The following is a 21,506-nucleotide window of genomic DNA, read 5'->3' on the forward strand; positions in this document are numbered from 1 at the left end:
CTATCACTTCATCACACAATAAACCAATAATGGGAATATTATTGTTGCATCTCCCCAAATTTCAACATAATCCGCCTTAGCCCCAATTTTTCCCCACGATACACCTTCTTCAGGTGGAGCTCCGCTTAAAGAACCATCCCAAGGCAAGGCAGTGGTGACATATATTGCATAATCTGTTCCTTCTCTAAATAGATTTGCATTTATAATGCTATGCTTTGGCAGAGAACCACCTAAAACAATACATGCTGTCTCCTTAGAGTTTATGGCTATATCATTTAGCTTTACAATATCGTTGGCAACATCTATTTTCAACTCTTCATCTTTATTATACTTTTTAAAGAAATATAGCATGTCTCCAATTGAACCATCTGTTATTGCTGGGCAGAATATTGGGATGTTGTTTTTATATGCCCAATATAATATTGATTTTTCCTTTTCTTTACTTTTTAATTTTTTATCCATAAATTCTCCTAATTTATAGCAAAATTCACTTGCTGTAATGATTTTTCCAGTCTCTCTCTGTAAATTTAAAATTTCTTCAAAAAATTCCATCATATATTCTTCAAACGCTATATATCTGTCATTTGGGACAAAGATGTTTCCAATTCTATTTATTCCCTTCTCTCTTAACATTTTTCCATCTACTTCCCAATCTCCCAATATAAAAGGCTTTAAGCATTTTATAAAATCTTCTTCAACTCCTCCAGCTGTTGTAACGATAATATCAATCTTTTTATGTTTTACAAGGTATGCTATAATCTCTCTCAATCCAGAAGATACAATATTTGATGTATATCCAAAAAATACCGTTATTTCATCTCCTTTTTTTCTTTTCTCTTCAATATGTTTCCAGATTTTTATTGCTTTTCCAATATGTGATGCTTGAAACCCAATTTTTAGGTAGTATTTCTTAATTATTTCTTCTAAGCTTATATCATCCTCTAACCAAGGACCTTCAATTGCTATCCCTTCAATATCTTCACTCTCCTTAAGCACGATATCCTTTGGATCTCTCTTACAACCATAGGGCTTCGCCCTATTGGTATACCCGGGATGCATTGCCTCGCTTTGCTCGGCAATGCCTCTTCTTATTGGATTATCCTTTATGTCTCTCATACAATCATCACCGGATTTATTTGTCTATTGTAAATTTTTCTCCCTTTACTTTAAATTTTAGTTCTTCATTGTTTGCATTTTTAATTAATAACTCTGCCAAACTTGGGTTTGTTTTTAGCCCATAAATTGTTGTTGTGATTCTTGGATTTATTTCTATAATGTATATACCGTCATTATTTACTATTACATCAACACCAACATATCCATTTAAGCCATTTATGCATTTAACTGCTTTAATTGCTTCGTTAAATATTTTATCTTTTAATTTATGATTAATATTCACCTCTCCACCAACAAAGCCCCTCTTATCAATATACTGCCTATTTAAAGATAATGGATGGATTTTTTTACCAACAATCAAAGAGACAGATAGATTTTCTCCATCAATAAATTCCTGAATTAAAAAATTCTCATCAAATAAATTAAATTTCCCTCCACAGCTATCTATCTTTTTTACTACATATTTTTTTGGTGGAAATGTTTTTGGTGTCTTTACGGCATCTTTTATTGCTAAGTAAGTTAAATATTTGTTTCCAGCTATTTTTATTGCTTCAGAAGAACATCCAAGATTTTTTACTGGATAACTTTCAATGATTTTTGTTAAATTATATAAAATGTCTTCATCTTCTGGAGCTACAACTAATGCATAATCAATATTTTCAGATTTTAAGAGAGATTTTAGCTTATTTTCAATTTCATTTTCTTTTTTAATCTTAACTATTTCAAGGTTTTTAAAATCTATATAATTATCAACAAAATCTTTATAGAGTAAAGATATAACTTTATCAATCTCCAAAAATTGCTTTAATAGTGTATCAAACATCATTTTCCCTTCTTTTAAAATGTTTTTATCCTCAAAACCAGACGCAAGGGCATATTCGAAAAATAATATCAACTGTATCACCATAATTTTTGTTATTAAGATAGATTGGAGTAACAGCAATTATTAATTTTAAGTATAGGCAAATATTTTATTTTATCATTGATAAAATTTCTTCAGATGCATCTGTTGGTTCTTTAAAGCCTTTATAAACCTCTTTAACTACCTTTTTTATAAACTTCTCTTTATTTTTATCAATTTTACAACTTTGAATGCATAGAGGACAGTAATTTAAATAATTCTCATCCTTTTTAATTTTTATTGGAAAGAGTTCAAAAAAGTTTATAATCGTTCCTTTATTATATTTAAAAACTGCAGTATCTAAACAGCTTGTAAATACGTAGCCCTCTAAATCTTCTATAATCTTATCTTTTAAAAATCCGTAGGGAAAGGAATCAATAAGATTTTTTATCTTATCCTTTGTAATGTCTAATTTTAAAAATTTATGGCCTATATCTTTATTATTTAAAAAATTAGCAATCTTCTTCTTGGTTTTATTTGGGATTAATGCTGGGAAATCATAAGTTATTGCTTTAACATTAAAAATATTTGATAAAATATCTAAGGCATATAAATCATATTGGCAGTGAATTAAGCATATAATATTCTTTTTCTCTTTAGGAATCTTTCTGTATAAAAAATAGTTACAGATGTCTTGGATAACTTCATCATCAAATAAAGATTTAATTGCCTTTACAATTTCTTCAAATAAAACTTTGTCAGTATAATCCTCAACCCTTATAATCTCAAATCTATTTTTCATCTCCTCCCTTAATTTTCCAACTACCCAGCCGCCAGGTCCAATAATTGTTGATTTGTCAGTTCTGTTTTTTGTGTAAATAATTAAAACTTTCCCTTCTATCTCAATATCTACAATATCAAACTCTACCTTCTTCAGTCCTAAATCTTCTCTAATCTTTAAAACTCTTTTTTTAATATCATTAATTATCTGTTCTTTTAACTGCAATAATTGTTTGTCCTGCATACACCCTCTCTCCTACTTTAACTGTTATATTGTAGTTGGCTGGGATTATTACTGCTGTTTGAGAACCAAGTTTTATCATTCCTATTTTTTGCCCCATATTAATACATTCTCCCTCTTTTATGCTTAACCAGCATCTCCTTGCAACAAATCCGGCTATTTGAACCACTCCAACATATTCAGAACCATTTTTTATAATCACTATATTTCTCTCATTTATCTTCTCCACACCTTCTAAGAATGCAGGGTAAAAACTACCATCAATATGTTTTATATATACTATCCTCCCACCTATCGGAGCTCTATTAACATGCACATCCAACGGAGACATGAAGATACCAACAACATAGCATCCGTTTGGGAAGTATCTTGAAACATTTAAAACATAACAATTCCCATCTTTAAAAACCTCTGGATTTCCATTTTCGTAGAATTTTATATATTCAACAGTCCCATCAGCTGGAGATAAAATTATGTTATTTCCTTTTGTTATTACTCTATCTGGGTCTCTATAAAAATAAACAGTAAATAACAGTAGAGAACAAACAGCTATGGCGAAGAATTTTTTATATTTTCCCATAATTAACCACCATGTTCTTCACACCACTTACATTTTTCATAACCAAGTGCCTTTGCATCATCTTCAGAATAAAAATATATTATATTTTCCTCTTTTAATCTTTTTCCATAAGGACAGTTTTTTGAAGTGTGGTATTTTTTTCCATACTTTGAAGCGTAGATACCTGTTGGTGTTGGAGATAGATAAATATCTCTCTCAAAGTTATTCTTTTTTAGAAGTTTGAAATCCTTAATATTATTTAAAATTATTTCATACTTCCCCTTATATAAGGTTACCCTTCCTTTAACTTCGATATAATCTCCTTCTTTAATCATAGGATTATAGCTTAGTATGTAGGTTAAAAGTTCTTCTCTTGTCTTACCAAAAGCAACAACATCCAAATTTCCAGTGCCATCATTTATAACAATTCTTGAAATATTAATAACGTGTCTATATTTATCTCTTTTAACATACATCTCTTGGATATATCCTTTTATAACGACATAATCTCCTTCTTTTATTTCAGCTATATGCTTTTCTTTTGGTTGAATTGGGTTTAAAAATAGCCACGTAGTAGATATAATTACAAAACAAGTTAGAGCAAATAAAGTAATGTTTTTTTCAGTTAGTTTCATTATATCACTTTAGAAATTCTTTAGTAACTTGCTATTTTTTAATAAGGCAGGATTATCCTAATAAATTATAGTAATCTTTTTATAGCGTTCCAAATTAAAAAGCTTTGAGGTTTTAAAAGAAACTTTTAGAAAAAGTTTCATCAAAATTGAATATATATCTTACTATAATAACATCTTTATAGCGTTCCAGACAAGATAACTCTGCGGTTTTAAACTCCCTTTTTGTGGATTTAAGAATAAGATGTTATTCTTAACTAAGAACACTCTAATTTTTTTAGGTATTTTTATATCCTCAATTTCATAATTTTCTTTAAACAGTTTTAATGCATCAACTATTTTATTATAAAGTTCCTCATCCTCTTCTTTAACATCCTCTAAGAAATATTTTAATTTTTGAACTTCATCTCTAAACATTTCATCTAAAATTTCTTTTAAGTTTTCATATCTTAAACTATCAATAACAATTTCTATTAATTGGCTTCCCACCAACATAGGAATAAATTAATTCTTTCTCATCCTCAGATAATTTTTTATTTAGAATCTCTTCAGCTAAAAAATCCATAAATTTTATTGCGGTCTCTTTATCAAAGTCATCCACTAAAATATAATCAGCTCTTCCTTCTAACTCTCCAGTCTTATAAACATATTCAATAAATAAACTATCCGACGATAAACAAAAAACATGGCATAAATGTTGGACTTTAGTTAAAGCAACTAAGAATTGGGTTTAAAGACAGGGATAACAATAATATTAGGATTAGGAGAAAAAGAGGAAGATATTGAGAAGTTATTAAATTTAATTGAGGAGTTGGATTTAAATAGAATTACCTTCTACTCTCTAAATCCACAAAAAGGAACTATTTATGAAAACAAACCATCAGTAACTACAATAGAGTATATGAACTGGGTTTCTTCTGTTAGGTTGAATTTCCCACTGTTTAAAGAACCATAGATAAAATAAATTAAATTTGGCTCTCCTTCTATAATTGATAAGATTTTGTTAATCTCTTTCTCTCTGTTAAAAAATTTCATAATTTCACCAATTAATTTAAATTTATGAATTAAATCATCTAAAAAAATAAAAAAGAAAAAGTTAAGGAATTTAGAGGTTTTTGATTAACTCTAAAGCAGCTTCTCTTGTCTTCTCTCTGTCTCCACCAGCAACAACAATTACATCATGTCCGTTTGCAGCATCTGGAATGAGTGCGATTGTTGCTGGGCTGTTGTTGTCTAATGCTAATTTTCCAGCATCAACTAACTCTTTTGTTAATTTGTTTGCAACCGGTCCTCCAACTAAGACCAAGTTTTTGTCAGCTGTGTCTAAGCTAACTTCTGTATCTAACTTAGCGATTGGTGCTGTTAATGAAACTGGTTCAACTGCATTAGCTTTTATATCTTTTAATTTAACTTCTGCGTTGAGTGCTTTTACTTTCTCTCCAATGTTTAATGTAGCATCAACATCTTTGTCCATTGAGAAGTATACTTTTAATTTGTCATTTGAATCTTCGTCATCTAATTTAAACTTAACATAGTCTAAAATATCTACTTCGTCTCCACTATCTAAGTCGTCTAATTTATCTCCATCGTATCTTAAAGCAATACCTACAACTTTATCTACATTGTTATCATTTAAGTCATCTTCTAATTTCATTGTTCCATTATCGTTTAATACAGCGTATGCTTTCCAATCAGTTACGTATTCTTCGTCAAGTTCTAATTTTTTAAGGTCTTTTGAAATAACTAATTCTGCATATCCGTAATCTCCACCAACATTTTCCCAAGCTTTATGGACTGTTACACCAACGTCATCTTTGTATTCTAATTCTAATGGAGCCTTATCATATTTTTCTGCTACAACTTTTCCATCTTTTAATATTTGGACATCTACTTTATAGACATCAGTGTTATTTACAGTAGTTTTTAATATTGCTTTTATTTTGACTTGGTATCCATTTCCTAAATCGTAAGTTTCTCCTTCTTTTATGATTCCATCATATACTGGAGTACCTAAGTATATTGCATCATCATCTTTGTCAATATCAACAACAACCATCTCTTTTCCTAAGAATGGAATTCTCATACCTTCTTCCATTTTTGTTGTGTTAGCAAAGTTCTCTTCATCATCTTTATAAACTAATGTTTCATATAACATGTTCTTTTTATAGACAGTGAATCCATCACTAGTATCGTTCTTTAATTCGACCATTACAATTTCTCCTGCATCATCATCACTGTCATACCAGTCTGATGGGTCAACATCATCAACTTTCATCATTGTTGCAATATCTCCTAAATCAACAGTTTTGTTTATTTTGTCAGCATCGCCTAAAACACCATTGTCCATAAATGATGGTTTTCCAGTATCATTTTCGAATTTTTCTGAATAGTCTCCATCTGATGCAGCAACGAATAATGCGTATGCATTTGCAGGCATTGCACTATTGTTCCAATCTTTCTTTAAGTCGAAGTCATCGGAATTAGCTTCTGCATGAACGGTTATGTCAGCACTTCCATCTTCAACTGTTCCTTCTTTGTAGCATAAGCTTCCTATTTTAGCAGCAATATCAGCAGCTGAAACAACGTCCATTGTTGATGGAGCATCAGCACCTACAACAACATAGCAGTTTGGCTGTCCATCTTTAACTAATATATCTTTTAACTCTTTGTAGTCACTGAATCCTGATGTTGTTACTTCAGCAGCAACTCCACTTGCTAAAGCTGTAGCAACCATTGCCCCTCCAACTGCAATAGCACCGATTTTCTTTAAGCTCATTGCCATACTTTATCACCTAAGTTTTTGTATTGTTATTTGATTGACGGTATATACCTTCGACAAACTACTATATAAATCTTACGATATGAAACGGTTATAACAATAGTTTCTGAATGAAAAATTTTATTATATCTTTGTTATACAAAATTTAATTTATAATATCGCTCTATTAAAAAATAAAAAAAGTTACAAATGTTTGCAACTTTTTTAAATGGATAAAAATTAATTTTGATATATCCAAATATTTAGTAGAAACTTATAAAAATATGTGGGGGTTTATAATGAATTAGAAATTTTTTCTTTAAAAAATCTTAAGGGATAAAATGAAAATAGCAATAACTGGAAAAGGAGGAGTAGGAAAAACATTTATTGCTTCAACATTAATGAGATTATTTGAAAAAAATGGATTTAAAGTTATTGGAGTTGACTGTGATCCAAACCCTACATTGGCATTAGCTTTTGGAGTTGAGGAAGAGATAGTTCCATTATCAAAAAGACATGACATAATAGAGGAAAGAACTGGAGCTAAACCAGGGACTTATGGAAATATTTTTAAAATAAATCCAAAAGTTGATGATTTAATAGATAAAGTTGGCTATAAAATAGGAAACATAACTCTCTTGGTTATGGGAACTATTGAAGAAGGGGGGGAGGGTTGTGTTTGTCCAGCCTCTGTTTTATTGAGAAGATTGTTAAGGCACTTAATTTTAAAGAGAGATGAAGTTGTTATCTTAGATATGGAAGCAGGAATTGAACATTTCGGAAGAAAAACAATAGATACTGTTGATTTAATGTTAATTGTTATAGAACCAACAAAAAAATCTCTAATAACTGCAAAGAGAATGAAAAAATTAGCTAATGATTTAGGAATAAAAAACTTAGGAGTTATTGTTAATAAAGTAAGGAATGAAGATAAAGAGTTACTAAAAGATATTATTAAAGAGGAACTTGGTTTAGAAGTTTTAGGATTTGTTCCTTATGATGAAGAAGTTATAAAAAGTGAATTCTTAGGAAAACCTATTAACTTAGATTCAAAAGCTGCAAAAGAGATTGAAAAAATATTCAACTATATCATAAAATTAAAAAATACTACTTAATCTTGAAGTATGGCTCTCTTCTATTTATACATTCAATAAAATATGGTTCTAAATTCTCTCCTTTTCTTAATGGAGTTAATACATCAACTAAGTTATCATCCCTCAACAAACATGGTTTTAAATAGCCATCATAAGTTAATCTTATCCTTGTGCAGTGCATGCAAAACTCACTATTATCCATAGGCCTTACGAACTCTATTTCCAATCCATCAACGATATATTTTTTCCTATTCTGCATGAAGTTTCTTGTAATAACTTTATCAGCTTTTTCTTTAATTTCATTTTCTATTGGAGAGATGTTATAATAATAGCCCTTAAGCTCTTCTTTCAAAGGGATGAATTCAATAATTTGTAAAATAGCCCCAATATCCCTACAAAATTCCATAATATCTGGTAAATCTTTAATATTTATACTCATTGCTAAAAAATTGACCTTTAAAGGGGTTAAGCTAACATCTATTGCTTTCTTTATCCCATTTATTACTCTCTCAACATCTCCAAATTTTGTAATTTTTTTATATAATTCGGGATTTAATGTGTCTAAGCTCACATTAACTCTATTTAGCCCAGCATCTTTAAGTTTTTCAGCTAAATTTTCTAAAAGGATTCCATTGGTTGTTAAAGAAATGTCTTTTATTCTTTCATCTTTGATATTTTCAATAATTTCACAAACATCTTTCCTCAGTAATGGCTCCCCACCAGAGATTTTTATTTTTTTAACTCCAAATTTTGTTGATGTCTTTGCTATAATCCCAATTTCTTCTGGAGTCATATATCTATCGTTATTTGAATCATGCCCCTCTCTATGGCAATAAAAGCACTGTAAATTGCATTTATTTGTTATAGAAATTCTAAGAGACCTAATTTCCCTACCAAATTTATCTTTCATACTTACTCACTACTAAAAAATTAAGGTTTTAAAAATAGAATTGGGAAATTAATTATAAAAAAGCTACGTAATGATTTTAGATTAATTAAAGTATATAAATTTATTTGTTCTCTTCTTTAGTTTCCTTTTTTCTTTCAAATGTCTCAACAAAGCTAACTTTTTCAGCATCTTCTAATCTCTTCAATATTTCGTTAGCAATAGCCATCTTAGCTGTTTGAATGTTTGGAATAAATGGAGCAAATTCAGGCAATTCTATCTTAACTGTTCCATTTCTGATAGTTACTTTTACATCACTCAATCTTGGAACATACATTTTTACAATTTCTTTTACAATATTCTTTTTATCATCAACAACTTCTTCAATTTTTATCCTATATTTTACCTCTTTTCCAGCTAATTCATGGTTAAAATCGACTAAAACTCTTCCACTGTTTATGCTAACAATTTTTCCAGGAATTCCATCAATAGTTATGGTTAATCCTTTTATTGGCTTAATTCCTCTTTTTGTAAATTCTGATAATGGGATTAATTTTATCTTTGATGGGTCTCTCTTACCAAAAGCTTTCTCTGGAGGTAAAACAACTTCTCTTTCCTCACCAACATCCATTTCTAATATGGCTTCGTCTAATCCAGGTAATACTTGTCCTTCTCCAGCAAAGATAGCAACAGGACCATAAATCATTGCAGGGTTGTAAATCCCCTCTTTTTTAGCCAATTCTTCGTTAGTTGTATCAAATAGTTTTCCATCAACGTATCCGTCATAGCTAATCTTTACCATTTTACCCTTTTCTACCATATCTTCCACCTCTATTAATTTAGCCAAAGTTCAATGATTAATGAGTTTAAAAAATCTTTCATAATTTTAATATAAACCCTATATAAACATAACTGAACAAAAACGAAAAATTTTAAATATTATAATAAATCATAATTAATTAAGCAACTGGGAGATTGTAATGTGTGATATAGATGGAGATTGGCTATATCTTTATATTGGCAGGCTTTTTAGTGATAGCATTGGAAGCTATAGTGCCAGGATTATATTTTCCTGCCTGGGGGATAGCACTTTTGATATATGGAGTAGTTTTATTAATAATCCCACAATATGCATTTATTTCTGCAATAATTGCTGGAGTTTTGACGATAATTATCTTACATAAATTTGTTTATGGCGTTGGAAAAGAGATAAAAGTGGGGGCTGAGAGATTTGTTGGAATGATTGGAATAGCAATAGAAGATTTTGAAGAAAATGGTTATGGAAGGATTAAGATAGAGAACCAAATATGGTTAGCAAAGTCTAAAGATAAAATAAAGAATGGAGATAAAGTTGAGATTGTAGGAGTTGAAGGAGTCTCACTAATAGTTAAAAAAGTTGAAGGTGAATGATATGTTTTGGTTTTGGCTAATATTAGGAATTATAGCATTATTTATAATTGTTAAAGCAATAGTTATAGTCAATCAATATGAGGGAGGATTAATCTTTAGATTGGGGAGGGTTATTGGAAAATTAAAGCCAGGGATAAATATAATAATTCCATTCTTAGATGTGCCTGTTAAGGTTGATATGAGGACGAGAGTTACCGATATCCCTCCTCAAGAGATGATTACAAAGGATAATGCAGTTGTAAAAGTGGATGCGGTTGTTTATTATAGGGTTATAGATGTTGAAAAGGCAATTTTAGAAGTTGAGGATTACGAATATGCTATAATAAACTTAGCTCAAACCACATTGAGGGCAATAATTGGTAGTATGGAGTTAGATGAGGTTTTAAATAAAAGGGAGTATATAAACTCAAAGTTATTGGAAATTTTGGATAGAGAGACAGATGCATGGGGAGTTAGGATTGAAAAGGTTGAAGTTAAAGAAATAGACCCACCAGAGGACATTAAAAATGCCATGGCTCAACAAATGAAGGCAGAGAGATTGAAGAGAGCAGCAATATTAGAGGCAGAGGGAGAGAAGCCAGAGTAGAATTTTAAGGGCAGAGGGTATTGCTGAGAGTTTGAGGATTGAAGCTGAAGGGCAGGCAAAGGCAATACAAATAGTAGCAGAGGCAGCAAGACAATACTTTAAAGATGAAGCTCAATTGTATAAGGCTTTGGAAGTGGCTAATAATGTGTTAAAAGATAATGCAAAATATGTTATCTCAGAAAATATATTGGATGTTGTTAGAAACTTTATTAAAAAGGATAAATCAGCTTAGCAAAATTATATATAAATCTTTTTTTAATAATATTTTACACTCAATATTCATGTCTCATTTTAAAAACACACTAATCATTTTTACGATTTTAAAAATTAGATACCAAAAATAAATTTAAAATAAAAGTCTCATGGTGATAGTTATGGCATCAACTGATTCAAAACAATTATATTTATTTAAAAAGATGTTGAAAGAATTAAAATCTAAGAAAGGTAAGGGGACTGAGCTTATCAGCCTTTATATTCCAGCAGGTAGAAGGATATCTGATGTAGCTCAGCATTTAAGGGAGGAGATGTCACAGGCATCAAACATTAAAAGTAAAAGCACAAGGAAAAATGTTCAATCAGCAATAGAGGCAATTTTGCAGAGATTAAAGTTATTAAAAGAGCCATTAGAGAAAGGAGTTGTTATATTCGCTGGAATGGTTCCAAGAAGTGGGCCTGGAACAGAAAAGATGGAAACCTACGTTATAGAGCCACCAGAACCAATAAAAACATACATCTATAGATGTGATTCAGAATTTTATTTAGAGCCGTTAGAGGAATTCTTAGAGGATAAAGATGCGTATGGAGTTATATTGGTTGATAGAAACGAAGCTACAATAGCGTTAGTTAAAGGTAGAAACATAAATATCTTAAAAAAACTAACAAGTGGAGTTCCTGGAAAGTTTAAAGCAGGAGGGCAGTCAGCAAGAAGATTAGAAAGGCTTATAGATTTAGCCGCTCATGAGTTCTTGCAGAGAGTTGGGCAGAAGGCAAATGAGCAATTCCTTCCATTATTGCAAGAGAAAAAACTTAGAGGAATCTTAGTTGGAGGGCCAGGACATACAAAGAATGAGTTTGTTGAAGGAGATTACTTACACCATGAACTTAAAAAGATTGTATTGGATACATTTGATTTATGCTATACAGAGGAGTTTGGTATAAGAGAGCTCTTAGAGAAAGCAGCTCCATTATTAAAGGATGTTGAGTTGATGAAAGAGAGAGAAGCTGTTCAGAGATTTTTAAAGGAATTAATTAAAGAGGATGGAGGATTAGCTTGCTATGGAGAGAAAGAGGTTTTAGAGGCTTTAATGATGGGAGCTGTTGATACTTTAATTGTTTCTGAAGAATTGGAGAAATATAAGGTAAAGATAGCATGTAACAATTGCGATTACTTAGAGGAAAAAACTGTCAATAAGCTTGAGCTTATTAAATTGGAAGAAGAGCTTAAAAATGCCCAATGCCCAAAATGTGGAGGAGCTTTAAGTATCGTTGAGGAAAAAGACTATATTGAATACCTCTCAGAACTATGTGAGCAGAGCGGGGCTAAACTTGTAACAGTTTCATCAGAAACAGAAGAAGGGGCTATGATTTTAAATGCATTTAAGGGAATAGCCGCTATATTGAGATATAAGATTCATCAATAACTCCTGTATATCTCTAAATTTATGCATACTTTTTTAAATCCATAATCCTTAAATTTTTTAATAATTTCTTCTTTTTCATTAATTATCTTACTTAAATCATCTTCAATTTCAATAACAGCCAAATTTTTATAATCTCTAACTCTTATAGCTCCTTTTACATAATTTCTTAAAAATTCTTCTAATTCTTCTATCTTTTTTAAATCTTCTATTGAAATTTCCCTATTAAACTCAAATCTTGTTAATAGACACGTTTCTTTTGGAGGGATATTTATATTTAGCTCTTTAGCTATCTCTAAGATATCTTTTTTACCAATCTTAAAATCTGCAAATGGAGAGCCTATATTAAATTCTTCTTTAGCTCTTAAACCGGGTCTATCTTCAAATAAATCATCATAGTTAGTTCCATCAACAACAACATCGTAATTATATTTTTCCTTCTCTTTAGTTAAGATTTCAAAAAACATTTTTTTGCACAAATAACATCTCTCTGGGACATTTTTAATAATTTTATCAATTTTAATAACTTTTAAATTTAAGTTATACTTTTTTGCATTTATAATTGCATTATTTAAAGACCATTCTGAGATGTAGGGGGTTTTTATAAAAATACATAGAGTTTCAGTAATTTCTGACAATAATATAGATAGAAGTAAGCTATCAATCCCACCAGAATAGGCAATAATAATTTTTTTATTTTTAAATTTTTCTTTAAGGTTATTTTTTAATTTAATTAGTTTTTTCAAAAATACCACCGTTAAGTAATTTTAGAAATCAATTTTAGAAATTATTAAATATATTATTCCATCTTAATAAAAAGTTAAAGATAAAGAAATAGGGGGAAGATTATGATGGAAAAACTTAAAGAAATAGAAAAAGTGACTAAAGCTATTAAAGAGAAGATTTTAAACCATTATGGATATATTAGAGTCATAACCCATCACGATACAGATGGATTGAGTAGTGGAGGAATCTTAGCTAAAATGTTAATGAGAACAAACAAATTATTCCATTTAACTGTTGTTGAACACCTATCAAAAGAGGTTATTGAAAAATTAGCTAAGGAAAATGAGGTAAATAAACCACTTTTTATATTTGCAGACATGGGTAGTGGGCAAATAGAGGAAATAATAAAACACAACTTTAATGCAATTATATTAGACCATCATCCTCCAGTTATAAAAGATAGCTTTATCAACGAAAACATCATCCAGCTAAACCCACACATCTTTGGGGTAGATGGATCAAGGGAGATAACTGCAAGTGGAGTTTGTTATTTAGTGGCAAGAGAATTTGGCTACTATGATTTGAGTGTCTTGGCAATAGTAGGAATTATTGGAGATATGCAATACAACCCTCTCTTAGGTTTAAATAAATTTATTGTAAATGAGGCAAGGGAGTATAGATACGTTAAGATAATGAACGATATTGTCTATAATATCTACGATGTTGAAATATACAAAGCAATTGCTTATTGCACAAAACCATATATCCCAGATTTAGCCTCTGAAGGAAAGGCATTTAAGTTTTTAAAAGATATTGGTATAGACCCAAATAAAAAACAATTGGATGACACAGACAAGAAAAAACTCTTATCAGCTATAATCTTCAAATACCCAAAGATTGAGAACTTACTGATTGATAGATATTTAATTGAGCATAAGGTTAGAGATGCCTTTTTGTTGTCAGAAATGCTAAATGCCGTTGGTAGAAATGGCTTATTTGCTGTAGGTATTGGAATCTGCTTAGAAGATGATGAATGCATAAAGATAGGTAATCAAATCCTATGGGAGTATAAAAAGAACTTAATCAATGAACTTAAAAGTGTTAAACTAAAAAAATTAAACAACATCTATTACTTTGAGGGTAAGAAGGGGATGATTGGGATTATTGCCTCTATATTGGTTGATGATAAGCCAGTTATTGGTTACCACATTGAGGGAGATATAGCTAAATTCTCTGCAAGAGGGAATAGGGATTTAGTAAATAGAGGTTTAAATTTAAGTGTTGCTATGGCTGTTGCTAAGGAGTTTGGTGGTAATGGAGGGGGGCATGATGTTGCCTCTGGAGCAGTAGTTTCAAAAGATAAAGTGCAAGAATTTTTAAAGAGAGTTGATGAGATTATTGGGGAGCAGTTAAGGAGATAAAAATATAAATTAATCCTTATCAATATTTCAACATAATAAATCAATATAAATTGCTCTTTAGTTAAATAAAGGGATTCTTCCATTTATATACTATTTTAAAAGATTATCGCACTTATTTAAAATATTTAAGCGGAAATCCATTCCGTTAGGTTTATATGTTATTACTGAAAAACTAAATACACATTCCTAAGATAAGTAATAAAGTCATCCATTAAAATCTACAAATAATTTTATTTTTTACTATTTTTTGGGTGATTAAATGATAAGTGCTAAAGATTTTGCAGAGAAAGTTATGGAATTCTATGTAATAAAGAGAGACAAAAGAAAGGAGAAATTCAATGTAAATAAATTAGCTAAATCTTTAATAAACAGTGGGGTAAATTATGGCGATTTAGACACAATAATATCCGAAGTTTGTGCTAAAGTTTATAATGGAATAACAACCGATGAGTTAAAAGACATTGTTTATAATGTTTTAAAGAAGATTGATAAGGATGTAGCTGAGAATTATAGAAATGGGATTATATTGAAGGTTAGAACATCTGAAAAAGAGTTTGAGTCATTTGACAAAGAAAAGATTGCAAAAGCATTGATTAGAGAGACAGGGGCAGATGAAGAAACAGCTAGAAAGATAGCTGATGAGGTTGAGAGAGAACTAAAAAAACTTAAAGTCAAATACTTAACAGCACCGATGATTAGGGAAATAGTCAATTACAAGTTAATAGAGTATGGATTTGAAGAACTAAGACATAAGCACACAAGATTAGGAATGCCAGTCTATGATATAACCAAATTGATAAAGAGTGGTTCAAGAGAGAATGCCAACTTAATGTATAACCCAGAATCAATCCATAAATGGGTTGCTGATGAAACAATGAAGCAATATGCTTTATTAGCCATCTTCCCAAAACACATAGCTGATGCTCATATAAAAGGGGATATACACTTACACGATTTGGAATATGCAGCAACAAGACCTGTTTGTTTGCAACATGATTTAAGACCATTCTTTAAATATGGTTTAAAAGTTGATGGAACTGGATTGCATACTTCTGTTTCAAAACCTGCAAAGCATCCTGAAGTAGCTATACAGCATGCGGCTAAGGTTATGATGGCCGCCCAGACAAATATGAGTGGAGGACAAAGTATAGATGAGTTTAATGTTTGGTTAGCTCCTTATGTTAGAGGGCTTAGCTATGAAAAAATAAAGCAGTTAATGCAGATGTTTATTTATGAACTAAATCAAATGTACGTAGCAAGAGGAGGACAGAGCTTAGGTAGAGATGAATTAATCTTCATAAAAGAGGGAGATAAATTAAAAGTTTGCAAAATTGGAGAAGCGATTGATGAATTTATGGAGAAATATAAAGATAAAATAATAGTAGATGGAGACACGGAAATCCTCTACTTGGATGGCATTGCTGAAGTTTATACAATATCAGTTAATGTTAAGACTGGAAAGGCAGAGTTTAAGAGAGTTTATGCGATATCAAGACACAAACCAAGAGGGAAGGTTTATAAAGTTATTGGTAAGGATGGGACTTCTATAATAGTAACAGAAGACCATTCATTATTTAACTATGATGAAAACGGTAATTTAGTCTGTGTTAAGCCACGACAAATGAAGCATATTATCAGAAACTTTAACAATCCGTATGATGTTGAGTATAGAATTGGAGATTATATAGAAACTAACTACCAAAGAACTGATTCAAAATATAATAGCAGACAAAATGATATCCCAGAAAAATTAAAAATAACAAAAGAACTTTGTCAATTCTTAGGTTTGTTTGTTGCTGAGGGAAGTTATATTACAAACGGCATTTCAATAACTACAAAAGATGATGACATAGCTAAATTTATTGAGAGATTTGTGAAGGAGCAGATAAATGAAAATATTGCAGTTAAAAGATATGAGGACTCTGTAAGATTTGTAAATAAAGGATTCTATAGGTTCTTAAAGGAACATATAAATGGAAAGGCAATAAACAAAAACAGCCCAGAGTTCATACTAAAAGGAGACAAAGAAATGAAATTAGCATTCTTGGGAGGATTAATAAGTGGAGATGGGTATGTTAGTAAAGATGGAAGAGTGCAGATATATACAACATCTGAACAACTATTAGGACAATTACATTTGTTGCTATCTGACTTAGGAATGATTTATTCAATAACCAAAATAAAAGAGGAAGGGGAAAAGATTGAGATTAAAAGAAATGAAATAGTAAGAAATTACAAACTATACGTCATTGAAATTGCTAAAAATTGCACAGAAGATTTAAAACCTTATGTAATTCCAAAATACAAAAAAGAGAGAATAAAGCCAGCTAACTATGACCAATTACCTTATGACTATAGAATAATAAAAGAACATCTAAGAAAAATAACAGATAAAAAACCATACAACGATTATGCATGGAAATCAAATAATAGAAAATTAAAACTCAACACATTAGAAAAAATTGAGCAACTTAATCCACATTTAAGAGAAGAAATAAATAAATTTAAGCTAAATATCCCATTTGAAATAAAAGAGATTAAAGAGATTGACTATAATGGATATGTCTATGATTTGAGCGTTGAGGATAATGAGAACTTTATAACAGCTACTGGTATCTTATGCCACAATACAATATTCAGCTCCATTAACTTAGAATTGGAAATCCCAGAGTTTTTAAAGGATAAGCCAGCAGTGATAGCTGGAACTACAAGAGGAACTTATGGAGATTATGAGGAGGAGGCGAAGTTAATCTTAGAGGCATTAGTTGATGTGATGATGGAAGGAGATGCAATGGGAAAACCATTCTTATTCCCAAACTTTATAATTAAGTTGAGAGAGAATGCCTTTAAAGATGAAAATAAAGAACTTATGTATAAAATCCACCAATTGTCTGCTAAGTTTGGGATTCCTTACTTTATAAACATGCTTCCAGATTGGCAGGTAACTAATACAAATGCAATGGGTTGTAGAACAAGGTTGAGTGGAAATTGGACAGGAGACGCTGAGATAGACACTTTAAGAACTGGAAACATGCAGTGGTACTCTCTAAACTTACCGAGAATAGCTTATGAGGCAAATGGAGATGATACTAAGTTATTTGAGATATTGCATGAAAGGTTAGAGATTTTGAAAGAAGCATTATTAATAAAACATGAAGTTACAAAAGAGAGGTTGTATGTTGATAACTTAATGCCTTTCCTAACTCAGGAGTTTGATGGAGAATCATATTATAGGTATGAGAACACAACAAAAACATTTGGATTTGTTGGATTGAATGAGATGCTTAAATATCATTTGGGAGAAGAATTACATGAGTCAAAAGATGCAGTTAAGTTTGGTGAAAAGGTTATTGAATATATTAGGGAGTATGCTGATAAGTTAAAGGAAGAGACTGGTTTAAGATGGACTGTAACACAAACACCGGCTGAAAGTTCGTTACCTTACGATGAGAAGATATTGATATTTGAAAATAATGAATACAAATTAGTTAAAATTGGTGAATTTGTTGAGAAATATCTGAACAGATATAAAGATAGAGCAATAACTTATGGAGATAACAATATTGAGGTTTATATTAAAGATGAAAACATCTATGCTCCTTCATTTGATAAAGATGGAAAAATTGTCTTAAAACCAATTACTCATGCTATCAGACATAGGGGTAAAGAAATCTATGAGATAGAATTGGAGAGTGGTAAAAAAGTTAGAGTTACTGGAGACCATAGTGTATTCACTATAAATGACAATTTAGATGTTGTAGAAGTAAAGGCATCTGATTTAAAGGTTGGAGACTTTATAATAACTCCAAAGATTATTCCAAGCATAAGTAAAGATAAGATTTACTTAAGTGAAATCGTTAAAAATAAAGACAAATACTATGTAAAAATAAAAGACCATATCAAATTCATTGAAGAGCATGAAGAAATTCTAAAGGAGAGCTATAAAGAATATAAAACTAAATGGAAAGATTTAAAACCAGTATTAAAGAAGAAAAATGCCTTCAGATTAGATTTAATTGAAGATTTAGTCGATAAAGAGAAAATTGAAAAAATAAGCTATGGACATGCAAATTACATTAACAATAAGATAAAACTTGATGAGAAATTTGGTTATCTAATTGGAGCATTCTTGTCAGAGGGTCATTGGAATGACAAATGTGTTGAAATATCGAGCACCAATAAAGAGTTTATTGAAAACTTAGTAGAGATTATTGAAGAAATATTAGGAAAAGATGCATATTACATTACTGTTAAAGGTGATAAGAGAAGGTATAAAGATTTGTATGTAATTGGACTAAATAAAACAGTAGCCATGATATTTGAGAGTTTGGGATTAAATAAACTAAGCTCAAATAAAGAGATTCCATCCATATTATTGTCAAATGAAACATTCTTAAAAGGTTTAATTAAAGGCTATATAGATGGAGACGGAAGTATATATGTGGATGAATCAAAAAGAGATTATAGCATAAGGTTATACACAACATCTGAAACATTAAGGGATACCTTATGTTTAGCTTTGAAAATCCTTGGAATTAACTATAGACTAAGCATAGATAAAAAATCAAAAGTAAATGAAAATTGGAGAGATTGTTATGTTATAAAAATTACTGGAAAAGAAAATATTGAAAAGCTATTGGATGTTGAAATTAAGAACAACGGAGGAAAGGATGTAATTCCAAAAATAGCAGAGAAGTTTAAAGAAATAATAAATCAATATTCACAAAGAGAGTGGAAAGAAAGATTTGGTATTGATGTTAATAATCTGCATATATGGGAAGACTTAAAGAAGGGATACATGAGTAGATATAGAGCTAAAAAAGTTTTGAATATAATGAAGAATGTTAAAGAAATTGAAGAAAAATATGGTAGGTTGTTGGATAAAATAGGGCAGTTGATAGATAATGACTTACTCTTTGAAAGAATAAAATCAATAAGAGTATTGGATGAAATTCCAGAATATGTATATGATATCTCAGTTGAAGGTACTGAGAACTTTATTGGTGGAGAAGGGTTTATTTGCCTACATAACACAGCAGGAAGATTTGCAAGGTTGGATTACAAATACTACAAAGAAGAAACCATAAGTGTTGTTAGAGGAGACTTAAATGATGTGGATAGTCTCTACTATACAAATTCTTCTCATGTTAGAGTTGATGCCCCTATAACTTTAGGAGAGAAAGTTAGGATTGAAGAGAAGTTCCATCCTTTGTGTAACGGTGGGCATATAATGCATATTTGGAATATTGAGAGTGCTGCAGACCCTGAGGTATTGATGGATATAACAAAAAAGATAACAAAAACACATATCGGTTTCTGGACATACACAAAAAATCTAAGCGTTTGTAATAGATGTGGAATAAGTATGGGAGGTTTGAGAGATAGGTGTATAAATTGTGGTTCTGAGGATGTAGCTAAGTTCAGTAGAATAACAGGATATCTACAAAATATTTCAAACTGGAATAGAGCTAAGCAAAAAGAGTTAGAAGATAGGAAATTACCAAGGATTTAATTATTCTTTTCTATTTTTCTATTTTTGTTTTTTATTGGTATAGAGTAACAATTACATGTGTCTCATCTATTTTAGTTATATTTGCAATTATTATTTTAGGGGTAGAAACTGTTTTATTTCCGTTTAAAATTATGTTAATATCACATTTTGCCGTTATGTTAAATTTAATATTTCCATCACGATAAAAATATAAAATATTATTATTAGCTCCCCAAGTTCCTGGGGGACATTTTATATAAACAATCTTCATAGTGCCTTCATCTGCAGAAGATACTAATTCTATGTTTTGCTTCATTTTAGACACAGCGGCATGAGCTAAACTCATGGAAGAGATACTAACTGTTTTATTAAACCCAAACATTCCAGGATATCCAACGGCAATAACAATTGCAAGTAAAACCCCCAAAAATAATAAAGAAAATTCTAAGGATATCTGACCTCTTTTTCTAAATTTGAGCATAAAAATCCCCGTAAGTTAATTATTATATTTATAATAAATTATGTAATAAAACCTTATTGGTTGATTTGATGAAGTTGTGAAAGCCATGGCAGGAACATCGAATATTTTAAATTTAAAGTGTGTATCATCACCCAACACATCATTATCCATTTTTGGAATTAGCGGGTCATTGTTATCTATATGGATATTTTCTCTTTCCATCTGATTTTTATACCATTCGTTATATGAGGAAATCCAAATATCGACGTTATCATCTCCAAATTTATGAAACTCATCATAATTGTCTATGACTAGAGGAGCAGGCACAATAATACTTAATGATTCTGTGTCATTTCCTTTTACAATATATCCACTAACATAAAGTTTGAATTTCCCAATTTTTATCCCTTCATATTTTGCATCTGGAAAGAGCTTATTTAAATCAATGACATTTACTTTATTAACTACAGCAGGTCCAACAACATCATAATTTTCTTGTGACTCATCAATTTTTATATCATAGGTTATTGGAGTATAGTGGTAGATGTTAATCTTTACTGTAGTATATGGAGGAATCCAAAATCCTTCCTTTCCATTAAATATCGTTTTATAAAAAACAATTCCAGAAGTTTGTGTAACGGAAGTACTAACATCTAAAAAATCTTCTGGTTTTGGCAATGTTTTCTCTTCAAATGTTATATTTGAAGGTACTGCGACAAATATTGAATATGGGTTAGTATTGGTTATTTCTCCAGTTAGCTTATATGTTATACTCATCTCTGCAATTGTTCTTTCTCCACAAATTGAATGTAAAAACAACGAGCATAGCACAATAAATACTATCAGTTTTATGAGTGATTTCATAAAC

General features: G+C 30.3%; 16 protein-coding genes and 5 pseudogenes. 7 read left to right on the forward strand and 14 right to left on the reverse strand.

The genetic code is table 11. The features are described 5' to 3' along the window. Window positions 1–3: 3 nt before the first annotated feature. The 7 genes and pseudogenes from MJ_RS04360 to MJ_RS09325 form a co-directional block, all read right to left on the reverse strand. The gene (locus tag MJ_RS04360; RefSeq protein WP_064496932.1) at window positions 4–1,059 is read right to left on the reverse strand and encodes a deoxyhypusine synthase; all 1,056 of its coding nucleotides are present in this window, start codon (window positions 1,057–1,059) and stop codon (window positions 4–6) included. A gap of 73 nt (window positions 1,060–1,132) precedes the next feature. Next, on the reverse strand, window positions 1,133–2,011 hold the full coding sequence (gene mfnD, locus MJ_RS04365) for a tyramine--L-glutamate ligase (RefSeq protein ID WP_064496636.1): 879 nt from the start codon (window positions 2,009–2,011) through the stop codon (window positions 1,133–1,135). Window positions 2,012–2,087: 76 nt separating this feature from the next. Beyond that, entirely contained in the window at window positions 2,088–2,981 is an 894-nt protein-coding gene (locus MJ_RS04370) for a hypothetical protein (RefSeq protein ID WP_010870327.1), read from the reverse strand. Further along, a complete protein-coding gene (locus tag MJ_RS04375; protein WP_010870328.1) occupies window positions 2,938–3,558 on the reverse strand; it encodes an archaetidylserine decarboxylase in 621 nt (206 codons plus the stop codon). Before MJ_RS04375 ends, MJ_RS04370 begins: the two co-directional genes overlap by 44 nt. A 2-nt stretch (window positions 3,559–3,560) precedes the next feature. Further along, the gene (locus tag MJ_RS04380; protein ID WP_010870329.1) at window positions 3,561–4,172 is read right to left on the reverse strand and encodes an OB-fold nucleic acid binding domain-containing protein; all 612 of its coding nucleotides are present in this window, start codon (window positions 4,170–4,172) and stop codon (window positions 3,561–3,563) included. Between the two features lie 65 nt (window positions 4,173–4,237). Further along, window positions 4,238–4,291: pseudogene (locus MJ_RS09935) on the reverse strand (hypothetical protein); the annotation flags it as partial. A gap of 43 nt (window positions 4,292–4,334) precedes the next feature. Continuing rightward, a pseudogene (locus MJ_RS09325) lies at window positions 4,335–4,896 on the reverse strand (ATP-binding protein); the annotation flags it as partial. Between MJ_RS09325 and MJ_RS09940 the strand changes: the two are divergent. Next, window positions 4,891–5,115 (forward strand): annotated as a pseudogene (locus tag MJ_RS09940) (radical SAM protein); the annotation flags it as partial. The pseudogenes MJ_RS09325 and MJ_RS09940 overlap by 6 nt on opposite strands. Here MJ_RS09940 and MJ_RS09945 read toward each other — a convergent pair. Then, window positions 5,091–5,204, reverse strand: a pseudogene (locus MJ_RS09945) (ATP-binding protein); the annotation flags it as partial. The pseudogenes MJ_RS09940 and MJ_RS09945 sit on opposite strands and share 25 nt — an antisense overlap. A gap of 70 nt (window positions 5,205–5,274) precedes the next feature. Beyond that, entirely contained in the window at window positions 5,275–6,951 is a 1,677-nt protein-coding gene (sla, locus tag MJ_RS04395) for an S-layer protein Sla (RefSeq protein WP_010870333.1), read from the reverse strand. A 317-nt stretch (window positions 6,952–7,268) separates the two neighbouring features. On the opposite strand from sla, the gene MJ_RS04400 reads away from it, so the two are divergent. Continuing rightward, on the forward strand, window positions 7,269–8,042 hold the full coding sequence (locus MJ_RS04400) for an ATP-binding protein (protein ID WP_010870334.1): 774 nt from the start codon (window positions 7,269–7,271) through the stop codon (window positions 8,040–8,042). Here MJ_RS04400 and moaA read toward each other — a convergent pair. Both moaA and MJ_RS04410 read right to left on the reverse strand, forming a co-directional pair. Next, a complete protein-coding gene (gene moaA / locus MJ_RS04405; RefSeq protein ID WP_010870335.1) occupies window positions 8,035–8,931 on the reverse strand; it encodes a GTP 3',8-cyclase MoaA in 897 nt (298 codons plus the stop codon). The two genes, MJ_RS04400 and moaA, sit on opposite strands and share 8 nt — an antisense overlap. Window positions 8,932–9,031: 100 nt before the next feature. Beyond that, complete coding sequence (locus tag MJ_RS04410; protein WP_010870336.1) at window positions 9,032–9,727, reverse strand: peptidylprolyl isomerase; 696 nt, start codon at window positions 9,725–9,727, stop codon at window positions 9,032–9,034. Between the two features lie 173 nt (window positions 9,728–9,900). On the opposite strand from MJ_RS04410, the gene MJ_RS04415 reads away from it, so the two are divergent. From MJ_RS04415 to prf1, 3 genes and pseudogenes are all read left to right on the forward strand, one after another. Continuing rightward, a complete protein-coding gene (locus tag MJ_RS04415; RefSeq protein WP_010870337.1) occupies window positions 9,901–10,317 on the forward strand; it encodes an NfeD family protein in 417 nt (138 codons plus the stop codon). A gap of 1 nt (window position 10,318) precedes the next feature. After that, window positions 10,319–11,135 (forward strand): annotated as a pseudogene (locus tag MJ_RS04420) (SPFH domain-containing protein). 142 nt (window positions 11,136–11,277) lie between these two features. Further along, window positions 11,278–12,543, forward strand: a complete 1,266-nt coding sequence (gene prf1 / locus MJ_RS04425; protein ID WP_244409515.1) for a peptide chain release factor aRF-1 — start codon at window positions 11,278–11,280, stop codon at window positions 12,541–12,543. Here the strand turns inward: prf1 and larE are convergent. Next, on the reverse strand, window positions 12,537–13,295 hold the full coding sequence (gene larE, locus MJ_RS04430; protein WP_010870341.1) for an ATP-dependent sacrificial sulfur transferase LarE: 759 nt from the start codon (window positions 13,293–13,295) through the stop codon (window positions 12,537–12,539). The genes prf1 and larE overlap by 7 nt on opposite strands. A gap of 93 nt (window positions 13,296–13,388) precedes the next feature. Between larE and MJ_RS04435 the strand changes: the two genes are divergently transcribed. Together MJ_RS04435 and nrdD are read left to right on the forward strand one after the other, a co-directional pair. Next, entirely contained in the window at window positions 13,389–14,687 is a 1,299-nt protein-coding gene (locus tag MJ_RS04435; protein WP_010870342.1) for a single-stranded-DNA-specific exonuclease RecJ, read from the forward strand. A gap of 259 nt (window positions 14,688–14,946) precedes the next feature. Then, on the forward strand, window positions 14,947–20,199 hold the full coding sequence (nrdD, locus tag MJ_RS09730; protein ID WP_010870343.1) for an anaerobic ribonucleoside-triphosphate reductase: 5,253 nt from the start codon (window positions 14,947–14,949) through the stop codon (window positions 20,197–20,199). 31 nt (window positions 20,200–20,230) lie between these two features. Here nrdD and MJ_RS04450 read toward each other — a convergent pair whose 3' ends face one another. Further along, window positions 20,231–20,659, reverse strand: a complete 429-nt coding sequence (locus MJ_RS04450; RefSeq protein ID WP_010870344.1) for a class III signal peptide-containing protein — start codon at window positions 20,657–20,659, stop codon at window positions 20,231–20,233. Between the two features lie 15 nt (window positions 20,660–20,674). Further along, a complete protein-coding gene (locus tag MJ_RS04455; protein ID WP_244409516.1) occupies window positions 20,675–21,502 on the reverse strand; it encodes a hypothetical protein in 828 nt (275 codons plus the stop codon). Window positions 21,503–21,506 lie beyond the last annotated feature (4 nt).

The sequence above is a fragment of the Methanocaldococcus jannaschii DSM 2661 genome (assembly GCF_000091665.1).
In the GTDB taxonomy this organism is placed as follows: Archaea; AGJL01; Methanococci; order Methanococcales; family Methanocaldococcaceae; genus Methanocaldococcus; species Methanocaldococcus jannaschii.